Origin of the sequence: Alkalibacillus salilacus, assembly GCF_030812915.1 — a bacterium.
Classification (GTDB): domain Bacteria; phylum Bacillota; class Bacilli; order Bacillales; family Alkalibacillaceae; genus Alkalibacillus; species Alkalibacillus salilacus.
On the sequence record NZ_JAUSTQ010000005.1, the window covers coordinates 33,864 to 51,399 of the forward strand.

The 17,536-nt window shown below is 38.3% G+C and carries 19 protein-coding genes and 2 riboswitches; of the genes, 5 read left to right on the forward strand and 14 right to left on the reverse strand.

What is annotated here, in order from left to right; all coding sequences use genetic code 11:
• Window positions 1-85: 85 nt before the first annotated feature.
• From J2S77_RS07485 to J2S77_RS07495, 3 genes are read right to left on the reverse strand one after another with little or no spacing between them, the layout of a single operon-like run.
• Complete coding sequence (locus tag J2S77_RS07485; protein ID WP_306976083.1) at window positions 86-925, reverse strand: MetQ/NlpA family ABC transporter substrate-binding protein; 840 nt, start codon at window positions 923-925, stop codon at window positions 86-88.
• A 58-nt stretch (window positions 926-983) separates the two neighbouring features.
• Window positions 984-1,652 carry a methionine ABC transporter permease gene (locus J2S77_RS07490; protein ID WP_306976085.1) on the reverse strand — a complete coding sequence of 223 codons (669 nt, stop codon included), beginning with the start codon at window positions 1,650-1,652 and terminating at the stop codon, window positions 984-986.
• On the reverse strand, window positions 1,642-2,670 hold the full coding sequence (locus tag J2S77_RS07495) for a methionine ABC transporter ATP-binding protein (protein WP_306976086.1): 1,029 nt from the start codon (window positions 2,668-2,670) through the stop codon (window positions 1,642-1,644). The genes J2S77_RS07490 and J2S77_RS07495 overlap by 11 nt, the downstream gene beginning before the upstream one ends.
• Before the next feature lie 83 nt (window positions 2,671-2,753).
• A riboswitch (SAM riboswitch) is annotated at window positions 2,754-2,865 on the reverse strand.
• A gap of 91 nt (window positions 2,866-2,956) precedes the next feature.
• Window positions 2,957-3,065: riboswitch (SAM riboswitch) on the reverse strand.
• 97 nt (window positions 3,066-3,162) lie between these two features.
• Between J2S77_RS07495 and J2S77_RS07500 the strand changes: the two genes are divergently transcribed.
• Entirely contained in the window at window positions 3,163-3,591 is a 429-nt protein-coding gene (locus J2S77_RS07500) for a TlpA family protein disulfide reductase (protein ID WP_306976087.1), read from the forward strand.
• 55 nt (window positions 3,592-3,646) lie between these two features.
• Here J2S77_RS07500 and J2S77_RS07505 read toward each other — a convergent pair whose 3' ends face one another.
• From J2S77_RS07505 to J2S77_RS07550, 10 genes are all read right to left on the reverse strand, one after another.
• Window positions 3,647-3,979, reverse strand: coding sequence for a thioredoxin family protein (locus tag J2S77_RS07505; RefSeq protein ID WP_306976089.1), 333 nt, complete (start codon window positions 3,977-3,979; stop codon window positions 3,647-3,649).
• A 4-nt stretch (window positions 3,980-3,983) separates the two neighbouring features.
• Complete coding sequence (locus J2S77_RS07510) at window positions 3,984-4,340, reverse strand: toprim domain-containing protein (protein ID WP_306976091.1); 357 nt, start codon at window positions 4,338-4,340, stop codon at window positions 3,984-3,986.
• Between the two features lie 78 nt (window positions 4,341-4,418).
• Window positions 4,419-4,802 carry a glycine cleavage system protein GcvH gene (gene gcvH, locus J2S77_RS07515; protein WP_306976093.1) on the reverse strand — a complete coding sequence of 128 codons (384 nt, stop codon included), beginning with the start codon at window positions 4,800-4,802 and terminating at the stop codon, window positions 4,419-4,421.
• A 70-nt stretch (window positions 4,803-4,872) separates the two neighbouring features.
• Complete coding sequence (locus J2S77_RS07520) at window positions 4,873-5,232, reverse strand: arsenate reductase family protein (RefSeq protein ID WP_306976095.1); 360 nt, start codon at window positions 5,230-5,232, stop codon at window positions 4,873-4,875.
• Window positions 5,233-5,349: 117 nt separating this feature from the next.
• Window positions 5,350-7,128: an acyl-CoA dehydrogenase FadE gene (locus J2S77_RS07525; RefSeq protein WP_306976097.1), complete on the reverse strand. Its 1,779-nt coding sequence runs from the start codon at window positions 7,126-7,128 to the stop codon at window positions 5,350-5,352.
• A gap of 24 nt (window positions 7,129-7,152) precedes the next feature.
• A complete protein-coding gene (locus J2S77_RS07530; protein WP_306976098.1) occupies window positions 7,153-8,328 on the reverse strand; it encodes an acetyl-CoA C-acetyltransferase in 1,176 nt (391 codons plus the stop codon).
• Window positions 8,329-8,361: 33 nt separating this feature from the next.
• Entirely contained in the window at window positions 8,362-10,746 is a 2,385-nt protein-coding gene (locus J2S77_RS07535) for a 3-hydroxyacyl-CoA dehydrogenase/enoyl-CoA hydratase family protein (protein ID WP_306976100.1), read from the reverse strand.
• Window positions 10,747-10,946: 200 nt separating this feature from the next.
• Window positions 10,947-11,864 (reverse strand): proline dehydrogenase family protein, encoded by a 918-nt coding sequence (locus tag J2S77_RS07540; RefSeq protein WP_306976101.1) that lies wholly within the window; start codon window positions 11,862-11,864, stop codon window positions 10,947-10,949.
• Between the two features lie 453 nt (window positions 11,865-12,317).
• Complete coding sequence (gene copZ, locus J2S77_RS07545; RefSeq protein WP_306976352.1) at window positions 12,318-12,524, reverse strand: copper chaperone CopZ; 207 nt, start codon at window positions 12,522-12,524, stop codon at window positions 12,318-12,320.
• An 83-nt stretch (window positions 12,525-12,607) separates the two neighbouring features.
• A complete protein-coding gene (locus J2S77_RS07550) occupies window positions 12,608-12,994 on the reverse strand; it encodes a DUF302 domain-containing protein (protein ID WP_306976103.1) in 387 nt (128 codons plus the stop codon).
• Window positions 12,995-13,149: 155 nt separating this feature from the next.
• Between J2S77_RS07550 and J2S77_RS07555 the strand changes: the two genes are divergently transcribed.
• Genes J2S77_RS07555 through J2S77_RS07570 form a run of 4 tightly spaced genes read left to right on the forward strand, consistent with a single transcriptional unit; the run spans window position 13,150 to window position 16,291 of the window.
• Window positions 13,150-14,235, forward strand: a complete 1,086-nt coding sequence (locus tag J2S77_RS07555) for a metal ABC transporter substrate-binding protein (RefSeq protein ID WP_306976106.1) — start codon at window positions 13,150-13,152, stop codon at window positions 14,233-14,235.
• Window positions 14,236-14,259: 24 nt separating this feature from the next.
• Window positions 14,260-15,012 carry a metal ABC transporter ATP-binding protein gene (locus J2S77_RS07560; RefSeq protein ID WP_306976107.1) on the forward strand — a complete coding sequence of 251 codons (753 nt, stop codon included), beginning with the start codon at window positions 14,260-14,262 and terminating at the stop codon, window positions 15,010-15,012.
• A 17-nt stretch (window positions 15,013-15,029) separates the two neighbouring features.
• The gene (locus J2S77_RS07565; RefSeq protein WP_306976109.1) at window positions 15,030-15,875 is read left to right on the forward strand and encodes a metal ABC transporter permease; all 846 of its coding nucleotides are present in this window, start codon (window positions 15,030-15,032) and stop codon (window positions 15,873-15,875) included.
• Between the two features lie 5 nt (window positions 15,876-15,880).
• Window positions 15,881-16,291 (forward strand): Fur family transcriptional regulator, encoded by a 411-nt coding sequence (locus J2S77_RS07570; RefSeq protein WP_306976111.1) that lies wholly within the window; start codon window positions 15,881-15,883, stop codon window positions 16,289-16,291.
• A 45-nt stretch (window positions 16,292-16,336) separates the two neighbouring features.
• Here J2S77_RS07570 and ftsW read toward each other — a convergent pair whose 3' ends face one another.
• Window positions 16,337-17,476, reverse strand: a complete 1,140-nt coding sequence (ftsW, locus tag J2S77_RS07575; protein WP_306976113.1) for a putative lipid II flippase FtsW — start codon at window positions 17,474-17,476, stop codon at window positions 16,337-16,339.
• Window positions 17,477-17,536: the final 60 nt, after the last annotated feature.

The following is a 17,536-nucleotide window of genomic DNA, read 5'->3' on the forward strand; positions in this document are numbered from 1 at the left end:
CACATCTGTTGTGTTCACACTCTTATCTTTTAATAAATCGTATTAATAGCTTATGAATAAAGCCAAATGCTTAAAATTTGCTTTTTTATTCGCTAACAGGAACGATTGCTCCATCATATTCTTCTTCCATGAATGATTGAATTTCATCTGAACGAAGAACCTCAACTAATGTTTGTAATGCTTCAGAATCTTCATTTTCTGAACGTGTTGCAATGACATTAGCGTATGGTGACTCAGAACCTTCAAGTATTAACGCGTCTTCAGTTGGGTTTAAATCACCTTCAATCGCGTAGTTCGTATTGATTGCCACTAAGGCGTCGGATTCACGCTCATAGTTTTCGACTAAGAAACCTGCCTCAATGCTTGCATCAAAGTTTAAGTTTTTCGGATTTTCAACGACATCATCCACTTCTGCCGTTACAGGATTGACTTCTGAATCTAACTTAATTAGCCCGTTCTCTTGTAATAATGCAAGAACACGTCCGTGGCTTGCAACTGAACGACTCATAATAACGTCAGTACCTTCTTCAATATTGTCTACGTCATCAATATTTTTCGAATAAATACCGATTGGTTCGATATGGATACCTCCGAGACTAACGAAATCATAACCTGCTTGCTCTTTTTGATCCTCTAAATAAGGAATGTGTTGGAAAAAGTTAGCGTCAATTGAACCGTCTGCTAACGCTTCGTTTGGTAAAATATAATCTTGGAACGTTTCAATCGTTAAATTAATACCTTCTTCTTCTAGTTGTGGCTTAGCTTCTTCTAATATTTCCGCGTGTGGAACTGGTACTGCTCCAACTGTTAATTCAACTGGTTCATCACTGTCACTGTTTCCTCCACCTTCAGCTTCACCTGTACCACAAGCTGCTAATACGGCGACTAATAATAATGACGTTACGAATAAAATACCTTTTTTCATGATTAAACTCCCCTTAAATTTTTTTATTTTATATCTTAACGAGTGAAGCACCCATTAATTATCGATGATCAATACGTTTAGAAATCCAATCACCAATGAATTGGAAAATAAATACAATAACAACAATGAAGATTGTACAAGCTAATACCACATCGTTGTTTCGACGTTGGAACCCTTCCATGTAGGCAAGGTCTCCTAAACCTCCAGCACCAATGACACCAGCCATGGCAGTATAACTGATTAACGCAATCGCCGTTACGGTTATACCTGATATTAACGCTGGCATTGATTCTGGCAATAACACTTTGAAAATAATCGTTCTTGTTTTAGCTCCCATAGCTTTAGCCGCTTCAATCACTCCCTTATCAACTTCTCTTAAGCCAATCTCAACAAGTCGTGCATAGAACGGCGCTGAACCAACAATTAATGCTGGTAATGCAGCGTTAGGACCTCGAATCGTACCAAGTAAAAAGTCCGTAAACGGAAATAAGAGTAAAATTAAAATAATAAACGGAATCGCGCGAGACACGTTCACGATGATTGCGACAATTGAATTCAATGATTTGTTTTCCCATAGATTCCCTTTATTCGTTAAATAAAGTAATAACCCTAGTAGGATTCCAAGAATAAATGTGCCCAATACAGAAATGAATGTCATATATAAGGTTTCATAAGTAGCAACCCACATCTTTTCCATATCAACGTTTGGAAATATATTAGTCAACATGATCAATCACCTCGACTCCCACACCAGTTGTCTTAACGTAATTCATCACGTCTTCAATCGTTTCTGGCTCTCCTTGAAATTCAACATAAAGCGTACCGTAAGCACCTTCTTGAGTCGGTGAGATCGAGCCTTGTAGGATATTAACGTTGATATCGAATTGTTTCGACACATCACTAATTAATGCCCGTTTCGCATTATGTCCTACAAAGTGTAACTTCACTACTTTTGAACGCTCATCTGATGTAATAAAGTCCTTTAACTCTTCTACTGATCCTTCTTGAGGATTTAATTGTTGAACAAATCGTTTCGTGGTTTTCGATTGCGGGTTCATAAATACATCTAAGACATCCCCCTGTTCAACCACATGTCCTTGCTCCATCACGGCTACACGATGACAAATCTTTTGGATCACATGCATTTCATGTGTAATGAGTATAATAGTTAAATCAAGTTTCTCATTAATCGATACAAGTAAATCCAATATGTCATCAGTTGTCTCTGGGTCTAAAGCTGACGTTGCTTCATCACACAACAATACTTTAGGGTCGTTCGCGAGTGATCTCGCAATTCCAACACGTTGCTTTTGACCACCACTTAATTGGGATGGATAGGAATTTTCACGTCCTTTAAGCCCAACTAATTCGATGAGTTCAAGTACTTTTTCCTCACGATTAGCCTTTGGAATACCTGCAATTTCTAATGGAAATGCAATATTCTCATAAACTGTTCTCGACCAAAGTAGATTAAAGTGTTGAAAAATCATTCCGATTTTCTGTCGTTCAAGACGTAATTGCGCCTTACTGAGATCCGTCATATCTTGGCCGTTTAATATGATTTCACCATCTGTCGGATCTTCTAGGCGATTGATTAATCGGACGAACGTACTTTTTCCTGCACCGCTATAACCAATGACACCATATATATCACCTTTCTCGATATCAATGGATACATCATCAACGGCTTGAACAGTATGATCTTTTGTTTTAAAGGTTTTAGATAAATTATTTATCGTTATCACAGTTATGACCTCCTTGCTGCCGAATAAAAAACCTTTCTGCTCCAATAAGAGAACAGAAAGGTTTTACGAATTAACCAATTGTTCTCTTATCTATCAAAGCAAAAAATACTTTGAAGGAATTAGCACCTATCATGCCTCATGCATGACGGTTGCTGGGTTTCGCAGGGCCTGTCCCTCCACCTCTCTGGATAAGAGATTTTATTCCATTATTCATTTTATACGTTAATCTGTTAATGTGTTAATCACAAAAAAACTTTCTTGTAAGAACAAGAAAGAGGTTTACTCAATCTTATCTTACAATGCTTTCACATTGCAGGAATTAGCACCAATCATGTACACTACATGACGGTTGCCGGGCTTCACAGGGCCTTCCCCTCCGCCTCTCTGGATAAGAAGTTCATTATTCAACTTGCGATAAATTGTATGTTAGCATAGGAATAGATAAACGTCAAATCCAATCTCAAAGAAAATTTTAATAAAAGGATGGTTAAGATGAAAGCACCTACATTTGAATTACCTTATTTGGATAAACCTGATCAAATGTTTAACCTTAATGATATAATAGGTGAAAAAGTGATTGTTCTTACTTTTTGGGCATCATGGTGTCCAGACTGTGCGCGTGACCTACCCAAAAAAGAACAGTTTTATAAAACCATGCGACATAATAACATCGAAATGTTGACGATTAATGTGACAGGCCGCGAACGCGATATGTCTGAAGCGCATAAATTCCAAGAACAATTTTTAACTCAGACAGTCCTACAAGATCGTGGTCGAGAAATTTATGATTTATATCAAGCTGACGGTGTTCCGACAACTATTGTCATTGATTTAGATGGTAATATTGTCGGTCAATTCGGTGATAAGGATGACTTTGTTGAAGTCATTAAAATCATTGGTGATTACTTCCCAGCTCAATAAACTGTAAAAGCCCCGAACTCATTAAAGTTCGGGGCTTTTACAGATCATCATTTATTTACGTTTGTTGAGTCCTTTCTTTAACCAAATAAGGTCCCATCTCTTTCAATAAATACGGTACAGAATTAAACGTATAGAGTCGCTCAACTGCTTCTCCATGTTTCACCACAAGCAAACAAGGCACACTCGTTATGTTGAACTCTTGCATAAATTCCGGTGCAAGTGTGGCATTTAATTCATAAAACTTCTCATCTTCTAGCGTGTCTTCAATATAATGCAACATCCGTTTAGCCACTTTACACGTGCCACAAAATGGACTATTCACAAATAACAAATGATGTTGCTTTTTATTAACGATAAACTGGGCCTGTTTGCCATTTACTTCTTGCATAATATTATGACCCCTTTAAATATTTTACCTTAACTTTAAAATTAGCTGCTTGTAAAATAGAGGCTACCACATGTTCAGGTGTATCTTCAACTTGGCGGTATTGAGTTTCAGTAAATAAATTCTCTGCGTGAGATAACTCCTGATTCAACTGCTTCCGTAATTTCCGGCCAGGTTCATCTTCATCAGTAAAAATATAAACGTCACGGTCTAATAAATCATAGTTTTCAATCAGTTCATCTAAAGCATATACACCAATTGTACCAAACGTACACAGAATAGCTTCCTCTTGTTCTAAGACACGATTGAGTTTCTGGCGATCTTGTTTACCTTCTACAATAATTAAACGAGATAATGGTTCCATCTTATTCACCTAAATTTGATCTAAGTTAGAAAAGACTGATCTCTTGATGAAGATCAGTCTTGAGAGTGATTTATTTACTTATTCATCATCTACCATTTGTTGATAAGCATCAGCATCCATTAGCTTGTCCAAGTCGGTTTTATCTGATACTTCAACAACGACCATCCACGCTTGATCATGTGGTGATTCGTTCACAAGTTCTGGACTATCTTCTAACTCTTCATTAACTTCCACCACTTTACCAGAAACAGGTGCGTATAGTTCTGAAACTGTTTTAACTGATTCAACACTACCAAATGGTTGATCTAAAGTTAGTTCATCGCCTTCTTCTGGTAATTCAACAAACACAATATCGCCTAATTCATCTTGTGCGAATTCTGTAATACCAATACGTACACGGTCGCCTTCATCTTTCACCCATTCGTGTTCTTCTGAATATAAGTATTCTTTCGGTAAACTCAAGAGATCCCCTCCAAAATTTCAAAATCATAATTTTATCATACAATAAAGTTAAATGTTATGCATTAACAAGTTACGAATTCCAAATTTCTTCAAATGTATCTTCATTAAATCCGACAGTTACGTGCTCACCATCAGTCACAATTGGTCGCTTAATCAACATGCCATCTGAAGCTAATAACTCAATTTGTTCGTCTTCAGACATAGATGGTAAACGTTCTTTTAAATTAAGTTCACGATATTTCTTACCTGACGTGTTGAAAAATTTCTTTGTTGGCAAGTCACTACGTTCAATAATCTGTTTTAATTCTGTTTGATTTGGTGGATTGTCCACAATATGTACTGAATCGTACTCCAAATTATGTTCATCTAACCATTTCAGAGCTTTTCTGCATGTCCCACATTTGGGATATTGATAAACCGTTAAACTCATGTGATTTCCCTCCTCAATTATTCTCATTCATTTTAACATGAACAGTCGTTAAAATTGATTATTTTGCATAAGTAATCCGCATGGTGATTACCATGCGGATTAGCTTGATCAAACTAATTATACAACATATTTTTCTTCTTCAACTAATTGTGACGCGATTTCACGTTTTATCGCAATCACATTCACATGGTCACGACGAGTTAATTTGCGTAACGCTGATAGCATCATGCGTAGATTGTCGCCTTCTTCAACAGCAATTAACGTTTCTTTTGCATGTGCTTCAATGTCATTCATTGTTTCTTCGACAAAGACTTGTGTGTATAGAAGTTTCTGATGAGCTTGAGCTTCACCATCTTTTTCAATCGCTTTTTCGGTACGCAGCACAGCTGATTCCATATTATAAATATCCGCTGCAATATCAGCAATATTAGAAAGTAACTCTTGCTCATTCTCTAGTTTATCTTGATATTTTTGAGCCGCGATTCCGGCAGCTAATAAGCCGATTTTCTTCGCATTACCAACAAGATATTTTTCCTGAGCTAATGCTTCATCACCTGGTGTTTCAGGCATCATGGACATTAATTCATTTTGTAAATTCGTTGCTTTTTCAAGTAGTGGAAGTTCGCCTTTCATCGCTTTCTTCATGAACGTTCCTGGCACAATCATGCGGTTAATTTCATTTGTCCCTTCGAAAATACGATTGATACGTGAATCACGATAAATACGCTCTACTTCGTATTCTTGCATGAAGCCATAACCACCGTGAATCTGTACCGCTTCATCGGCTGCGAAATCAAGTAATTCAGTTGCTGTATATTTGTTCATTGAGCATTCAATTGCATACTCTGCAATCCCTTTTGCGACTTCTGATCCGTCATTTAACTCTTCTTTTGATAGTTGACCGAGTCGAGATTCGAATAATCCAACTGTACGGTAAACAGCACTTTCATTGGCATATGTTTTAGCCGCGACGCTTGCTAATTTTTCTTGGATTAACGGAAAGCTTGAAATTGGTGTTTGGAACTGTTTACGTTCATTGGCATAACTTGCTGCTAACTCGAGTGCACGTTTCGCACTACCAACGCCACCAATTGCTAATTTATAACGACCGACGTTTAAAATATTAAATGCAATCACATGACCGCGACCAATTTCGCCTAGAACATTTTCGACTGGTACTTCAGCATCTTCTAATACTAATGTACGAGTTGAAGATGATTTGATCCCCATCTTCTTCTCTTCTGGGCCAGTTGAAACACCTGGGAAGTCACGCTCAATAATAAAGGCTGTGAAGTGTTCACCATCAACCTTCGCATATACAACGAAAACGTCAGCAAAAGCTGAGTTGGTGATCCACTGCTTTTCACCATTCAGAACGTAATGAGTACCCGCTTCATTTAATTTTGCTGTAGTCTTTGCACCTAACGCATCTGAACCAGAACCAGGTTCCGTTAATGCGTAAGCAGCAATCTTTTCCCCCGTAGCTAATGATGGCAAATACTTTTGCTTTTGTTCATGGTTCCCGAAGAAAACGATTGGCAGTGAGCCAATTCCAACGTGGGCACCATGAGTGATTGAGAAACCACCAGCAAGTGACATTTTCTCTGTCACAAGTGAAGACGTGATTTTATCAAGTTCTAATCCGCCATATTCTTCCGGGACATCAATACCTAGTAAACCTAATTCCCCTGCTTTTTCAAGTAGTTTAACAGACTTATCAAATTCATGATTTTCTAAATCATCTAATACTGGCCATACATCATTTTTAATATAATCTTCTGTCGTTTTCGCAATCATTTTGTGTTCATCGGTAAAATCTTCTGGTGTTAAGACGTCTTTCGGCTCAACATCTTCGACTAAAAATGATCCACCTTTAAATACTTTTTCCTCTATCATATTAAATCCTCCCCAATTCTAGTATTATAGTAATTCAAACACACCGGCAGCACCCATACCGCCGCCAATACACATTGTACAAACACCATATTTCACACCACGACGTTTCATTTCGTGAATAAGTGATAAGGTTAGTTTCGTACCAGTACAACCAAGTGGGTGTCCAAGCGCAATAGCCCCACCATTAACGTTTACAATCTCTTCATCTAAACCTAATTCACGGCAAACTTGCAGTGCTTGTGATGCAAAGGCTTCGTTTAACTCATATAAACCAATGTCATCCAGCGTTAATCCAGCTAACTCTACAGCTTTAGGGATTGCTTTAACCGGACCAACTCCCATGACTTCTGGTTCAACACCAGCGACTGTAAACGAACGGAATTTCGCCATTGGTGTTAAACCTTCTTGTTCAGCTTTTTCACGGTCCATAACTAATACAGAAGCTGCACCATCACTCATTTGTGAGGCATTACCTGCTGTTACCGACCCTTTAACGTTAAAGGCTGGCTTTAAATTAGCTAAACTTTCGACACTCGTGTCTGGACGGACACCCTCATCTTGTGAAACAGTGAATGTTCGTTCTTGGACTGTGTTATCCGCTCCAACTGAACGGTCAACAACTTCAACAGGTACTATTTCGTCATCGAACTTACCTTCTTTAAGGGCTTGAGCAGCACGTTCATGACTACGAGCAGCAAAAGCGTCCTGATCTTCCCTTGTAACACCATAACGATTGGCTACCTCTTCAGCTGTATGCCCCATATTCATATAATATTCTGGCGCTTCATCAACTAAAGTCGGGTTCGGGCGAATAACATTTCCACCCATTGGGATCATCGACATCGATTCAGCTCCACCTGCAACAATCGTATCCGCATAGCCAAGCATGATTCGTTCAGCTGCGTATGCAATACTTTGTAGCCCTGAAGAACAATAACGGTTGATCGTAATACCAGGAACATCGTGGTCTAAACCTGCTAATCCGGCAATTTGTCTCGCCATATTCATACCTTGTTCGGCTTCTGGCATAGCACATCCGATAATGACATCGTCAATTTTTCCATCGTAATTACTAGCTCGTTTTAAAGTTTCTTTAACCGTTGTAGCGGCTAAATCATCTGGACGCGTATGCGCAAATGAGCCTTTATTTGCTTTTCCGACAGGTGTTCTTGCACCTGACACAATAACTGCTTCTCTCACAATAGAACCTCCTCTTCGGTTGGATTTCACCACTTAGTTACGTAACGGTTTGCCATTTTGAAGCATATGCATCATACGTTCTTGTGTCTTTTGTTCACCGACTAAACTCAAGAATGCTTCACGCTCTAAGTCAAGTAAGTATTGCTCGCTTACTCTCGTTCCATATTTGATCTTGCCACCTGCTAAAACGTGGGCAAGGTGACTGGCAATTTTAATATCGTGATCCGATGCATAGCCACTTAACTGTAATTGTTTGGCGCCAAGCATCATCGTCGCGTAGCCTGGTTCACCAACAACTGGAACCTTCTCCTCTTGTGGTGGTTGATACCCAGCTTTATCAAATGCTAGCACTTTATTCTTAGCGTCATAGATTTGATGATCGCCATTAAAACTAATGGAATCAAAGTCATCTAAAAAGCCATATTCGACGGCTTCAGCAGCTGATGTTGACGTTTTACCAGTTGCAATTTTTTCAAACACATCATTCGCCACTTTTTGTAGGTCTAAATCTACACCTTCTGGTAGGCCGCGTAACTGATTTAAATAAAATTCTTTGTTACCACCGCCACCAGGAATTAAACCAACACCAGCTTCGACTAAGCCCATGTAAGTCTCTGGTGATGCCTGTTGACCTGCTGCTGGAAGGACGAGTTCAGTTCCTCCACCTAATGTCATACCAAATGGCGCTACTACAACAGGCTTTTCATTATATTTAATACGTTGCATGGCTTGCTGGAATTGTTTAATGACCAAATCAATTTCAAAGAAGTTAAATTCTTGAGCTTCCATCAAAATCATCGCTAGGTTAGCACCGACGCAGAAATTCTTACCTTGGTTACCAATCACGAGTCCACGGTAATTCTGATTCACTTCATCGAGTGAGTCATTAATCATTTGAATAACATCCATGCCAATTGAATTATTCTGTGATGTGAATTCAAGTAATGCGACATCATCACCTAAATCAATTAAACTAGCACCACTATTTTGTTTAATGACACCCTTCGCTTGTTTATGAAGTTTCAAATCAATCTCTTTTTCGTTAACCGCTTTTTCGACATACTCACCTTTATGATAGAAATACAGCTTTCCGTTCTCTGTTTTATAGAACGATTCGAATCCTTGTTCGAGCATCGATTTAACCCAAGCTGGTACTGTAGCCCCTTCTTCTTCCATGCGTTCAGTCGCTTTTCTAACACCAATTGCATCCCACATTTCAAACGGGCCGATTTCCCAACCAAAGCCCCACTTCATCGCATCATCGATCTGGGTAATATCGTCAGCAATGTCACCTAGAAGCTCAGCAGAATAGATTAGTGTCGGCTTAGTAATATTCCATACAAGGTCACCAGCTCGGTCACCTTTGGCAGATACAAGCGCTTTCAACTTACGCTTTGGACCTTTTTCTTGTTTCGCAGCTCCAGATGCATCTGTCTTCAGTTTTTGTTGCTCTTGTTCATACTCTAATGTTTCAGGGTTTAGCTCATAAATCGTACTACCATTTTTGTCTTTATGTTTATAGAAAAAGCCTTTACCTGTCTTCGCTCCAAGCATGCCTTTCTCATTCATTTGTTTCATAAATCCTGGCACTTCAAAGACTTTCTTCTCGTCACCTTCTACTTGATCGTACACGTTATTTGCAACGTGAATGAACGTATCAAGTCCAACAACATCTAGTGTTCTAAATGTTGCACTTTTTGGTCGACCAATCATTGGACCTGTGACTGAATCGACTTCACCGATACTGTAACCACCGTTAAGCATTTCTTGCACGGTCACAAGCAAACCATAAGTACCAATACGATTGGCAATAAAGTTCGGTGTATCTTTCGCTTCAACGACACCTTTTCCGAGGACATCTTCCCCAAAACGTTTCATGAAAGCGAGAACGTCTGGATCAGTCTCTTTATTTGGAATCACTTCAAGTAACTTTAAGTAACGCGGTGGATTAAAGAAGTGCGTCCCTAAAAAGTGTTTCTTGAAGTCTTCTGAACGACCTTCTGCCATCGCATTAATGGAAATACCTGACGTATTCGAACTCACAATCGAACCTTCGCGACGGTGTTCATCCACTTGTGCATAGACCTTTTGCTTAATCTCTAAATTCTCAACCACAACTTCAATGATCCAGTCAACATCATTCAACTCTTGCATATGATCCTCAAAGTTACCTACTGAGATTAAATCAAGACTTTTTTGAGTGGTAATTGGTGATGGATTTTGTTTACGAAGTTTCTTTTTGTTTTCGGCAGCAATCTTATTGCGCGCTTTCGGATCTTGTTTTTCCTCTTCTGATAAATCGTTTGGCACGATATCTAGCATTAGCGTCGGAATACCCAAATTGGCTAAATGCGCCGCAATACCAGCTCCCATAACGCCTGAACCTAAGACTGCAGCACGTTTTATGCTTCCGTTCATGAATGCTCCCCCTATCCGTTTTATGTTTTTGAATGAATACTCATTCATTTTAACCTAAAATTTTTTGGATAGCTCTCTATCCAAAATTTAACCTATTTATACTATAAATTATTTTCAGACATTTCGCAAACATTATTTTGTGAAAATAACCAAAGTAAACCCGGCATTTGAAGCTGGTGAACATGCCGGGCTTGGGATGTTTATTTTTTAACTAGACCTTTAAGAACAAAGGCTACATTCGCCGGTCTTTCAGCTAAACGACGCATGTTATAACCGAACCAATCACGACCATACGGAACATAGACTCTGACATTATAACCTTCCTTAACTAGTTCCTCTCGTAATTCTGCACGCATGCCATATAACATTTGAAATTCAAACTGTTCACGTGGAATATTGTGCTCATCCGTATACTGTTTTGTGAACTCGATAATTGCATCATCATGTGAGCCAATCGCTGTGAAATGACCATGATCCAAATGCATAGCAATCACTTTTTTCAAGTTCTCATCAACATCGGTTTTGTTCGGATAAGCGACTTCTTCAGATTCTTTATAAGCTCCTTTGACAAAGCGGATGTTCGGATTGTAAGGGTCTAAACGCTCAACATCACTTACCGTACGATATAGATAGGACTGTAAGACTGTTCCAAGTAAATCATATTCGCGTTTAAGTGTCTCAAAAATCGTTAACGTCTGCTCACAACGCGCATAATCTTCCATATCAATAGTGACGAGCACTTGATGTTTCTCGCCAGCTTCTAGAATGCGTCTCATATTATGTAAGACGAGTTTTTCTGAAATATCAAGTCCCATTGATGTCATCTTGAGTGAGACTTGCGAATCCAAATTTAATTTATCAATCACTTTAATCGTTTTAATCGTTTCAAGTGTACGTTCTTCTGCTTCACTTTCTTCTGTTACATATTCACCAAGGTGATCAAGCGTAACAGCCATGCCTCTATTATTTAGTGTGCGAATATTTTCAGCAGCATGAGCTAAATCTGGACCAGCAACAAAGCGACTCGCACCAAATTTAAAACCGTATTTCATAGCTAATGATTTTAATAGTTGATTATTTGATAGAAACAAGAAAAATTGACGCATTACTTTTTCCATGACGTTTTCCCCCAGTGTGTCTAACATGATTGTGAAACCGTTTACTATTTTATCATTTTTCAGTCAAAATTTTAATTATTTCTTTTGAAATTTCAAAATTTCTTCTATTGATTAGATTAGTTCTTTAAGGTATCTAAAAAATGAGCTTTGTTAAAAGTCCGTTGTTGATATTGTGATCCGCTATCGGTGAACGCTTTCCGCGGGCACGGCTCGAGCCTCCTCGGCCAAAATGCATGGCCTGCGGGGTCTCGAGGCTCGTGCTATTCCCGCAGGAGTCGTCACCTTCGCTTCTCACAATTCAACAACTCAGTGCTGCATCATTTAATAATCAATACTAATCTTTTATCATAACCAAAAAATAAGTAGTATTATTTAATAAATAGGCGAAATGATTTCATAAATTCAAGGAGTATGAAAAAACCTCGGCATCCGCCGAGGTTTTGAACAATTTATTTAGTTCAGAACATCATAACCTTGTTCTTCAATGGCTTCTTCCATTTCTTCTTTACCAACTGTATCTTCATCATATGTGACATCAACATTACCACTATCTAAATTGACTTCAACAGAAGCAATCCCATCTAGTTCTTTCAACGCTCCTTGGACTGCTTGTTTACAATGATCACAAGACATACCTTGGACTTTCAATGTCAATTCCATTCGTTCATTCATTCCTTCCTTAATAGCTTTGTACCTATTATTACGCATATATATAGAATTTTCAAATAAAAAATATCAAAAATTTAGACAGCTTCATCGATCGCCTTGATCATCGTTTCTTCGATGTCTGTTGCAAATTCTTGGACATCTTTTGAATCAATGTGACTCATCAATGCCGTCGGTCTTGGCATACCTATTTTGGTTTCGTTATCACTTTCATAAACAACAACCTTACATGGTAAGAAATAACTTACTTTCTCTTCCATACTTAGAACATCTCTAGCAGCTTTAGGATTACAAACTTCTAAAATTCTGAATGACTGATCAAAATCGTCAAAACCTTTATTATGCAATGTTTCTTTCACATCAAAATCCCACAACACACCGAATTGAACATTTTTAAGTGAGGATGTTAAATCATCAACAGCTGCTTCAATCGTCTTATTTGTTGTCACTGTATAATCAAACATAATAAAGCCCTCCACGTATAAGTATTTCATTCATAATCTACCCAAAAATGCTAGTTAACAAACACGATAATAAATCGTAATCATTACTATTTACAAACCGTAACCATTACGATATAATCTTAGTTAGCTTATTTAAAACGAAGGAGACTGCGATGATGAAACGACTTTTGATTGCATTTATTATACTTATTACTATTACACTCGTAGCCTGTGGTGAGAACGATGAACAAACTACTGAGGACCATTCCGAACCAACGAACGGTGAGCAAGAAGAAACAGCGAGTCAGGAATCTTCTGCTGGCACAGTCGTCACGTCCATCTATCCATTAGAATTCATCATTTCCGAAATTGCAGGTGATGTCGTTGATGTTGAAACGGTTATCCCACCAGGTGCTGATGCTCACACGTATGAGCCATCGACGCGAGACATGATTGATATGTCAAACCATGATGCCTTTTTCTACGTCGGAAATGGTTTAGAAGTATTCGCGGATACATTAGCAAGCACGCTTGAAGGTGAAGGTGTCGAAGCATTTGCACTCGCAGATCACGAAGATCATTTATTTGCTGAAATAACTACAGATAGTCATGCTGAAAATAGTCACGAAGACGAAGATAATCATGATCATGAAAACGAAAACAGCCATGATGACGAACATAATCATGACCACGAAGATGAGCATGAACATGAACACAACCATGCCCATGAAGATGGTGAACTAGATTTGCACTTTTGGTTAGACCCAGCTCGCATGACTCAAGCTGGTGAATTAATTCTTTCACAACTTAAAGAAATGTATCCAGATCATGCTGACACATTTGACACAAACTATGAATCATTTTCCGAGCAAATGAATAATCTCGATCAATCATTCAAATCAACTCTAGGTGATCAACAAGTTGATATTTTAGTCGCTCACGAGGCCTTTGGGTACTGGGAGCAAGAATACGGTATCCAACAACATGGGATCCGTGGATTATCTTCTTCGCAAGACCCTTCACAGAAGGAATTACAAGAGCTATTTAAAACATTGCAAGAGCGCAATCTGAACCATGTTATATTAGAGAAGAATCGGGATGACAGTTTAGCCCAAACGATTGCGGATGAATTCGATCTTACAATCTATGAATTACACAGTCTAGAAACGATTACAGAAGATGATATCGAACAGGGTGCTGATTACGTCGATATTATGAAAAACAACTTAGAAGTCTTGGAAGATACAATCAATCAAGACTAACTGAACATGTGAGGAGGACTCAATATGTCACATTTAATTGAAGTGAATAACGTCACTCATCGCTATGACCATCATAAAGTGTTGGAAGATGTTAGTTTCACGATTACCGAAGGGGACTTTGTAGGTTTAGTTGGTCCTAACGGTTCAGGTAAAACGACAATCATTAAATTAATGCTCGGCTTAGAAAAGGTACAAAAAGGCTCAATTACAGCTTTCAATAAACCTATCGAAAAGTTTCATAATAAAGGTCATATTAGTTTCGTCTCACAGAAGGCAAACTCATTCAGCCGAGACTTTCCAGCTACAGCGAAAGAAGTTGTCAGTATGGGGTTAACTACTAAAGCCAGTGTTTGGCGACCAACAACGAAGAAATATGAATATTTAATTTTTGAAGCACTCGATCGCGTCAATATGTTGAAATACGCTAATCACAATATTGGCGATCTTTCTGGCGGTCAGCAACAACGAATCTTTATTGCTAGAGCCATTGTGAACAATCCAAAACTATTAATCTTAGATGAACCAACTGTTGGTGTCGACACAGAAAACGTCGAGCAATTTTATCAGTTATTATCACAGCTCAACAGAGAACTTGGCATTACACTAATTCTCGTATCACATGATATAGGCACGATTACAACGCATGTTAATGATTTGCTTTGTCTAAATAAATCCGTGCACTATCATGGTAACCCGAATGACTTTGAGAATATGACTGATGAACAACGCTCAATCATTTATGGACATACCATGAATACTATTACACATCACCATTAAAGCTAGGAGGGGCATTCGTGCTTGAAGCATTACTCAACTTTGAAATACTACGCAACACCTTTTACACAGGCTTGATCGTCGGACTACTCGCCCCTTTATTAGGGACATTTATTGTCGTACGCAGACTATCGCTTATTTCGGACGGCTTATCTCACGTTACATTAGCGGGGATCTCATTTGGTTTACTAATGCAAAAAAAATATACCTTACTCATGTTAACACCGTTTCATACAGGAATATTCTTTTCAGTACTTGGAGCGATCGTAATCGAAAATTTACGACACGTCTATAAATCTTTTCAAGAGATTGCAATTCCAATCACCTTGTCAATCGGTGTTGGACTAAGCGTCGTCTTCATCGCCTTAGCTGATGGCATCAACACGGATATTTACGCCTATCTATTCGGTTCGGTTGCAGCAGTTAGTCGTGCTGATCTATATGTTGTTTTAGTGACGGCTGTTTTCGTAATCATTGTCATTACTTTCTTATACAAGGAACTGTTTGCCTTATCGTTTGATGAAGAATTTGCAACTGTTTCAGGTATTCGTGCAAAGATTATTCATTATTTATTTATTATTATGACTGCTCTTGTCATAGCAGCGTCTATCCGCATCGTCGGGGTATTACTTGTGTCTGCTCTCATGACATTACCAGTGGCAACCGCCATGCGTTTAGCGAAAAGCTTTAAACAAACGATTATTTTTAGTATCATTTATGGTGAAACGTCTGTTATTATCGGATTAATTACTGGCTATTATTTTGAAATTCCACCGGGTGGTACAATCGTTATCATAGCAGCGATTCTACTCGCCTTAACATTACTCATTAAAAAATGGTATTCAGCTTACATCTATAGAGGGTGAGAGGCATGCAACTAAATGAAGCGTTAGAAACGTTAAAAAATGAAGGTTACAAATACACGAAAAAACGAGAAGATATTTTGTCGTTTTTCACAGAAGAAGATGGCTATCGTACAGCGAGTGATCTATTAAATTATATGGCCGATAAATACGATGGTCTTAGTTATGACACGGTCTATCGTAACCTTCACTTATTTCGTGATTTGGATATATTAGAATCGACAGACTTAAATGGGGAGAAACATTTCCGTCTATCATGTGGTCATGATGAGCACCACCATCATTTTATCTGTCATTCATGTGGTAAAACCAAAACCATTAAAGCTTGTCCGATGAATTACATTCAGCAAGACTTTCCTGGTTACACGATTGAGAATCATAAATTCGAAATTTACGGAAAATGCCCAGCATGCCAATAAAAAGATCGAATTGAGTCTAACGGCCTCAATTCGATCTTTTTATTTTTATTCTACACGTCGATTAAAATGGCCTTTAATCGCTATATTCATCAAAATACCTAGTAAGCCAAACGTAATGAGTAATGATGAACCACCGTAACTAATAAGAGGTAATGTAATACCAGTGATCGGCATCAACCCTGACACAGCAGCAAAGTTAATCATTGCCTGTGTAATAATCTGGAATGTGATACCAAACGCTAATAATCTACCAAATTGATCTGGGGCTCGTTTGGCTATCAATATACCACGGAACATGAAGAATATGTACAAGCCAATGACAAGTAATACACCAATCATCCCTAATTCCTCAGCAATAACAGACATAATAAAGTCGGTATGAGCCTCTGGTAAGAAACCGGATTTTTGCACACTGTTTGCAAGCCCTTCTCCTGTCAATCCACCGTTCGCTATCGCAATTAACGAATGAATTAACTGATAACCTTCACCAGATGGATCTGCAAACGGATCTAAGAATGAGGTGAAACGATCATACCTATATTCAGATGAAAAAATCAGTCCAAGCATACTAACAATTGCAATAAAACCTAGACCGAATAAATGAAGAAGTCGTATCCCTGCAAATAATAATATCATTCCGCAAGCCATTATAATGGATGCCGCTGTTCCTAGGTCAGGTTGCATTAAAATAAATACAAAAACTAGGCCTAACACTATTAGGGGTGGCAAAACACCTTGACCAAAGTGATTAAGTTTATCTTGTTTATTGGTATAAACTTTGGCAAAGTAAATAATCATCGCCACTTTCGCTAGTTCAGATGGCTGAAATAAAATCGGACCAAAATTTAACCAACGAGTAGCAAAATTTCGTTCAACCCCTACTCCTGGAATTAACACGAGTAACAATAATATGAGCGCCACAATAATCATTGGTTTAACTAAGCGACCAAGATTGCGATAGGAAAACAAGCTAGCTATTATAAAGACACCTATACCAATGATCAACCACATCAGTTGGCGATCAAAGTAATGTGATGAATCATTAATATCAGGATCCATCCCAGCATAAATAAAACTAGCACTATAAACCATCACAATTCCTATTAGACCTAAACTAATAATAGTCGCGAAAAGTGGATAATCTAAATGTTTTAAATGTTGTTTCAACTGCTTCAATTCGAACACGCTCCTATATCTACCATCATAACGGAAAACTTACTTGTATGGATAGTAGATTTTAGGACT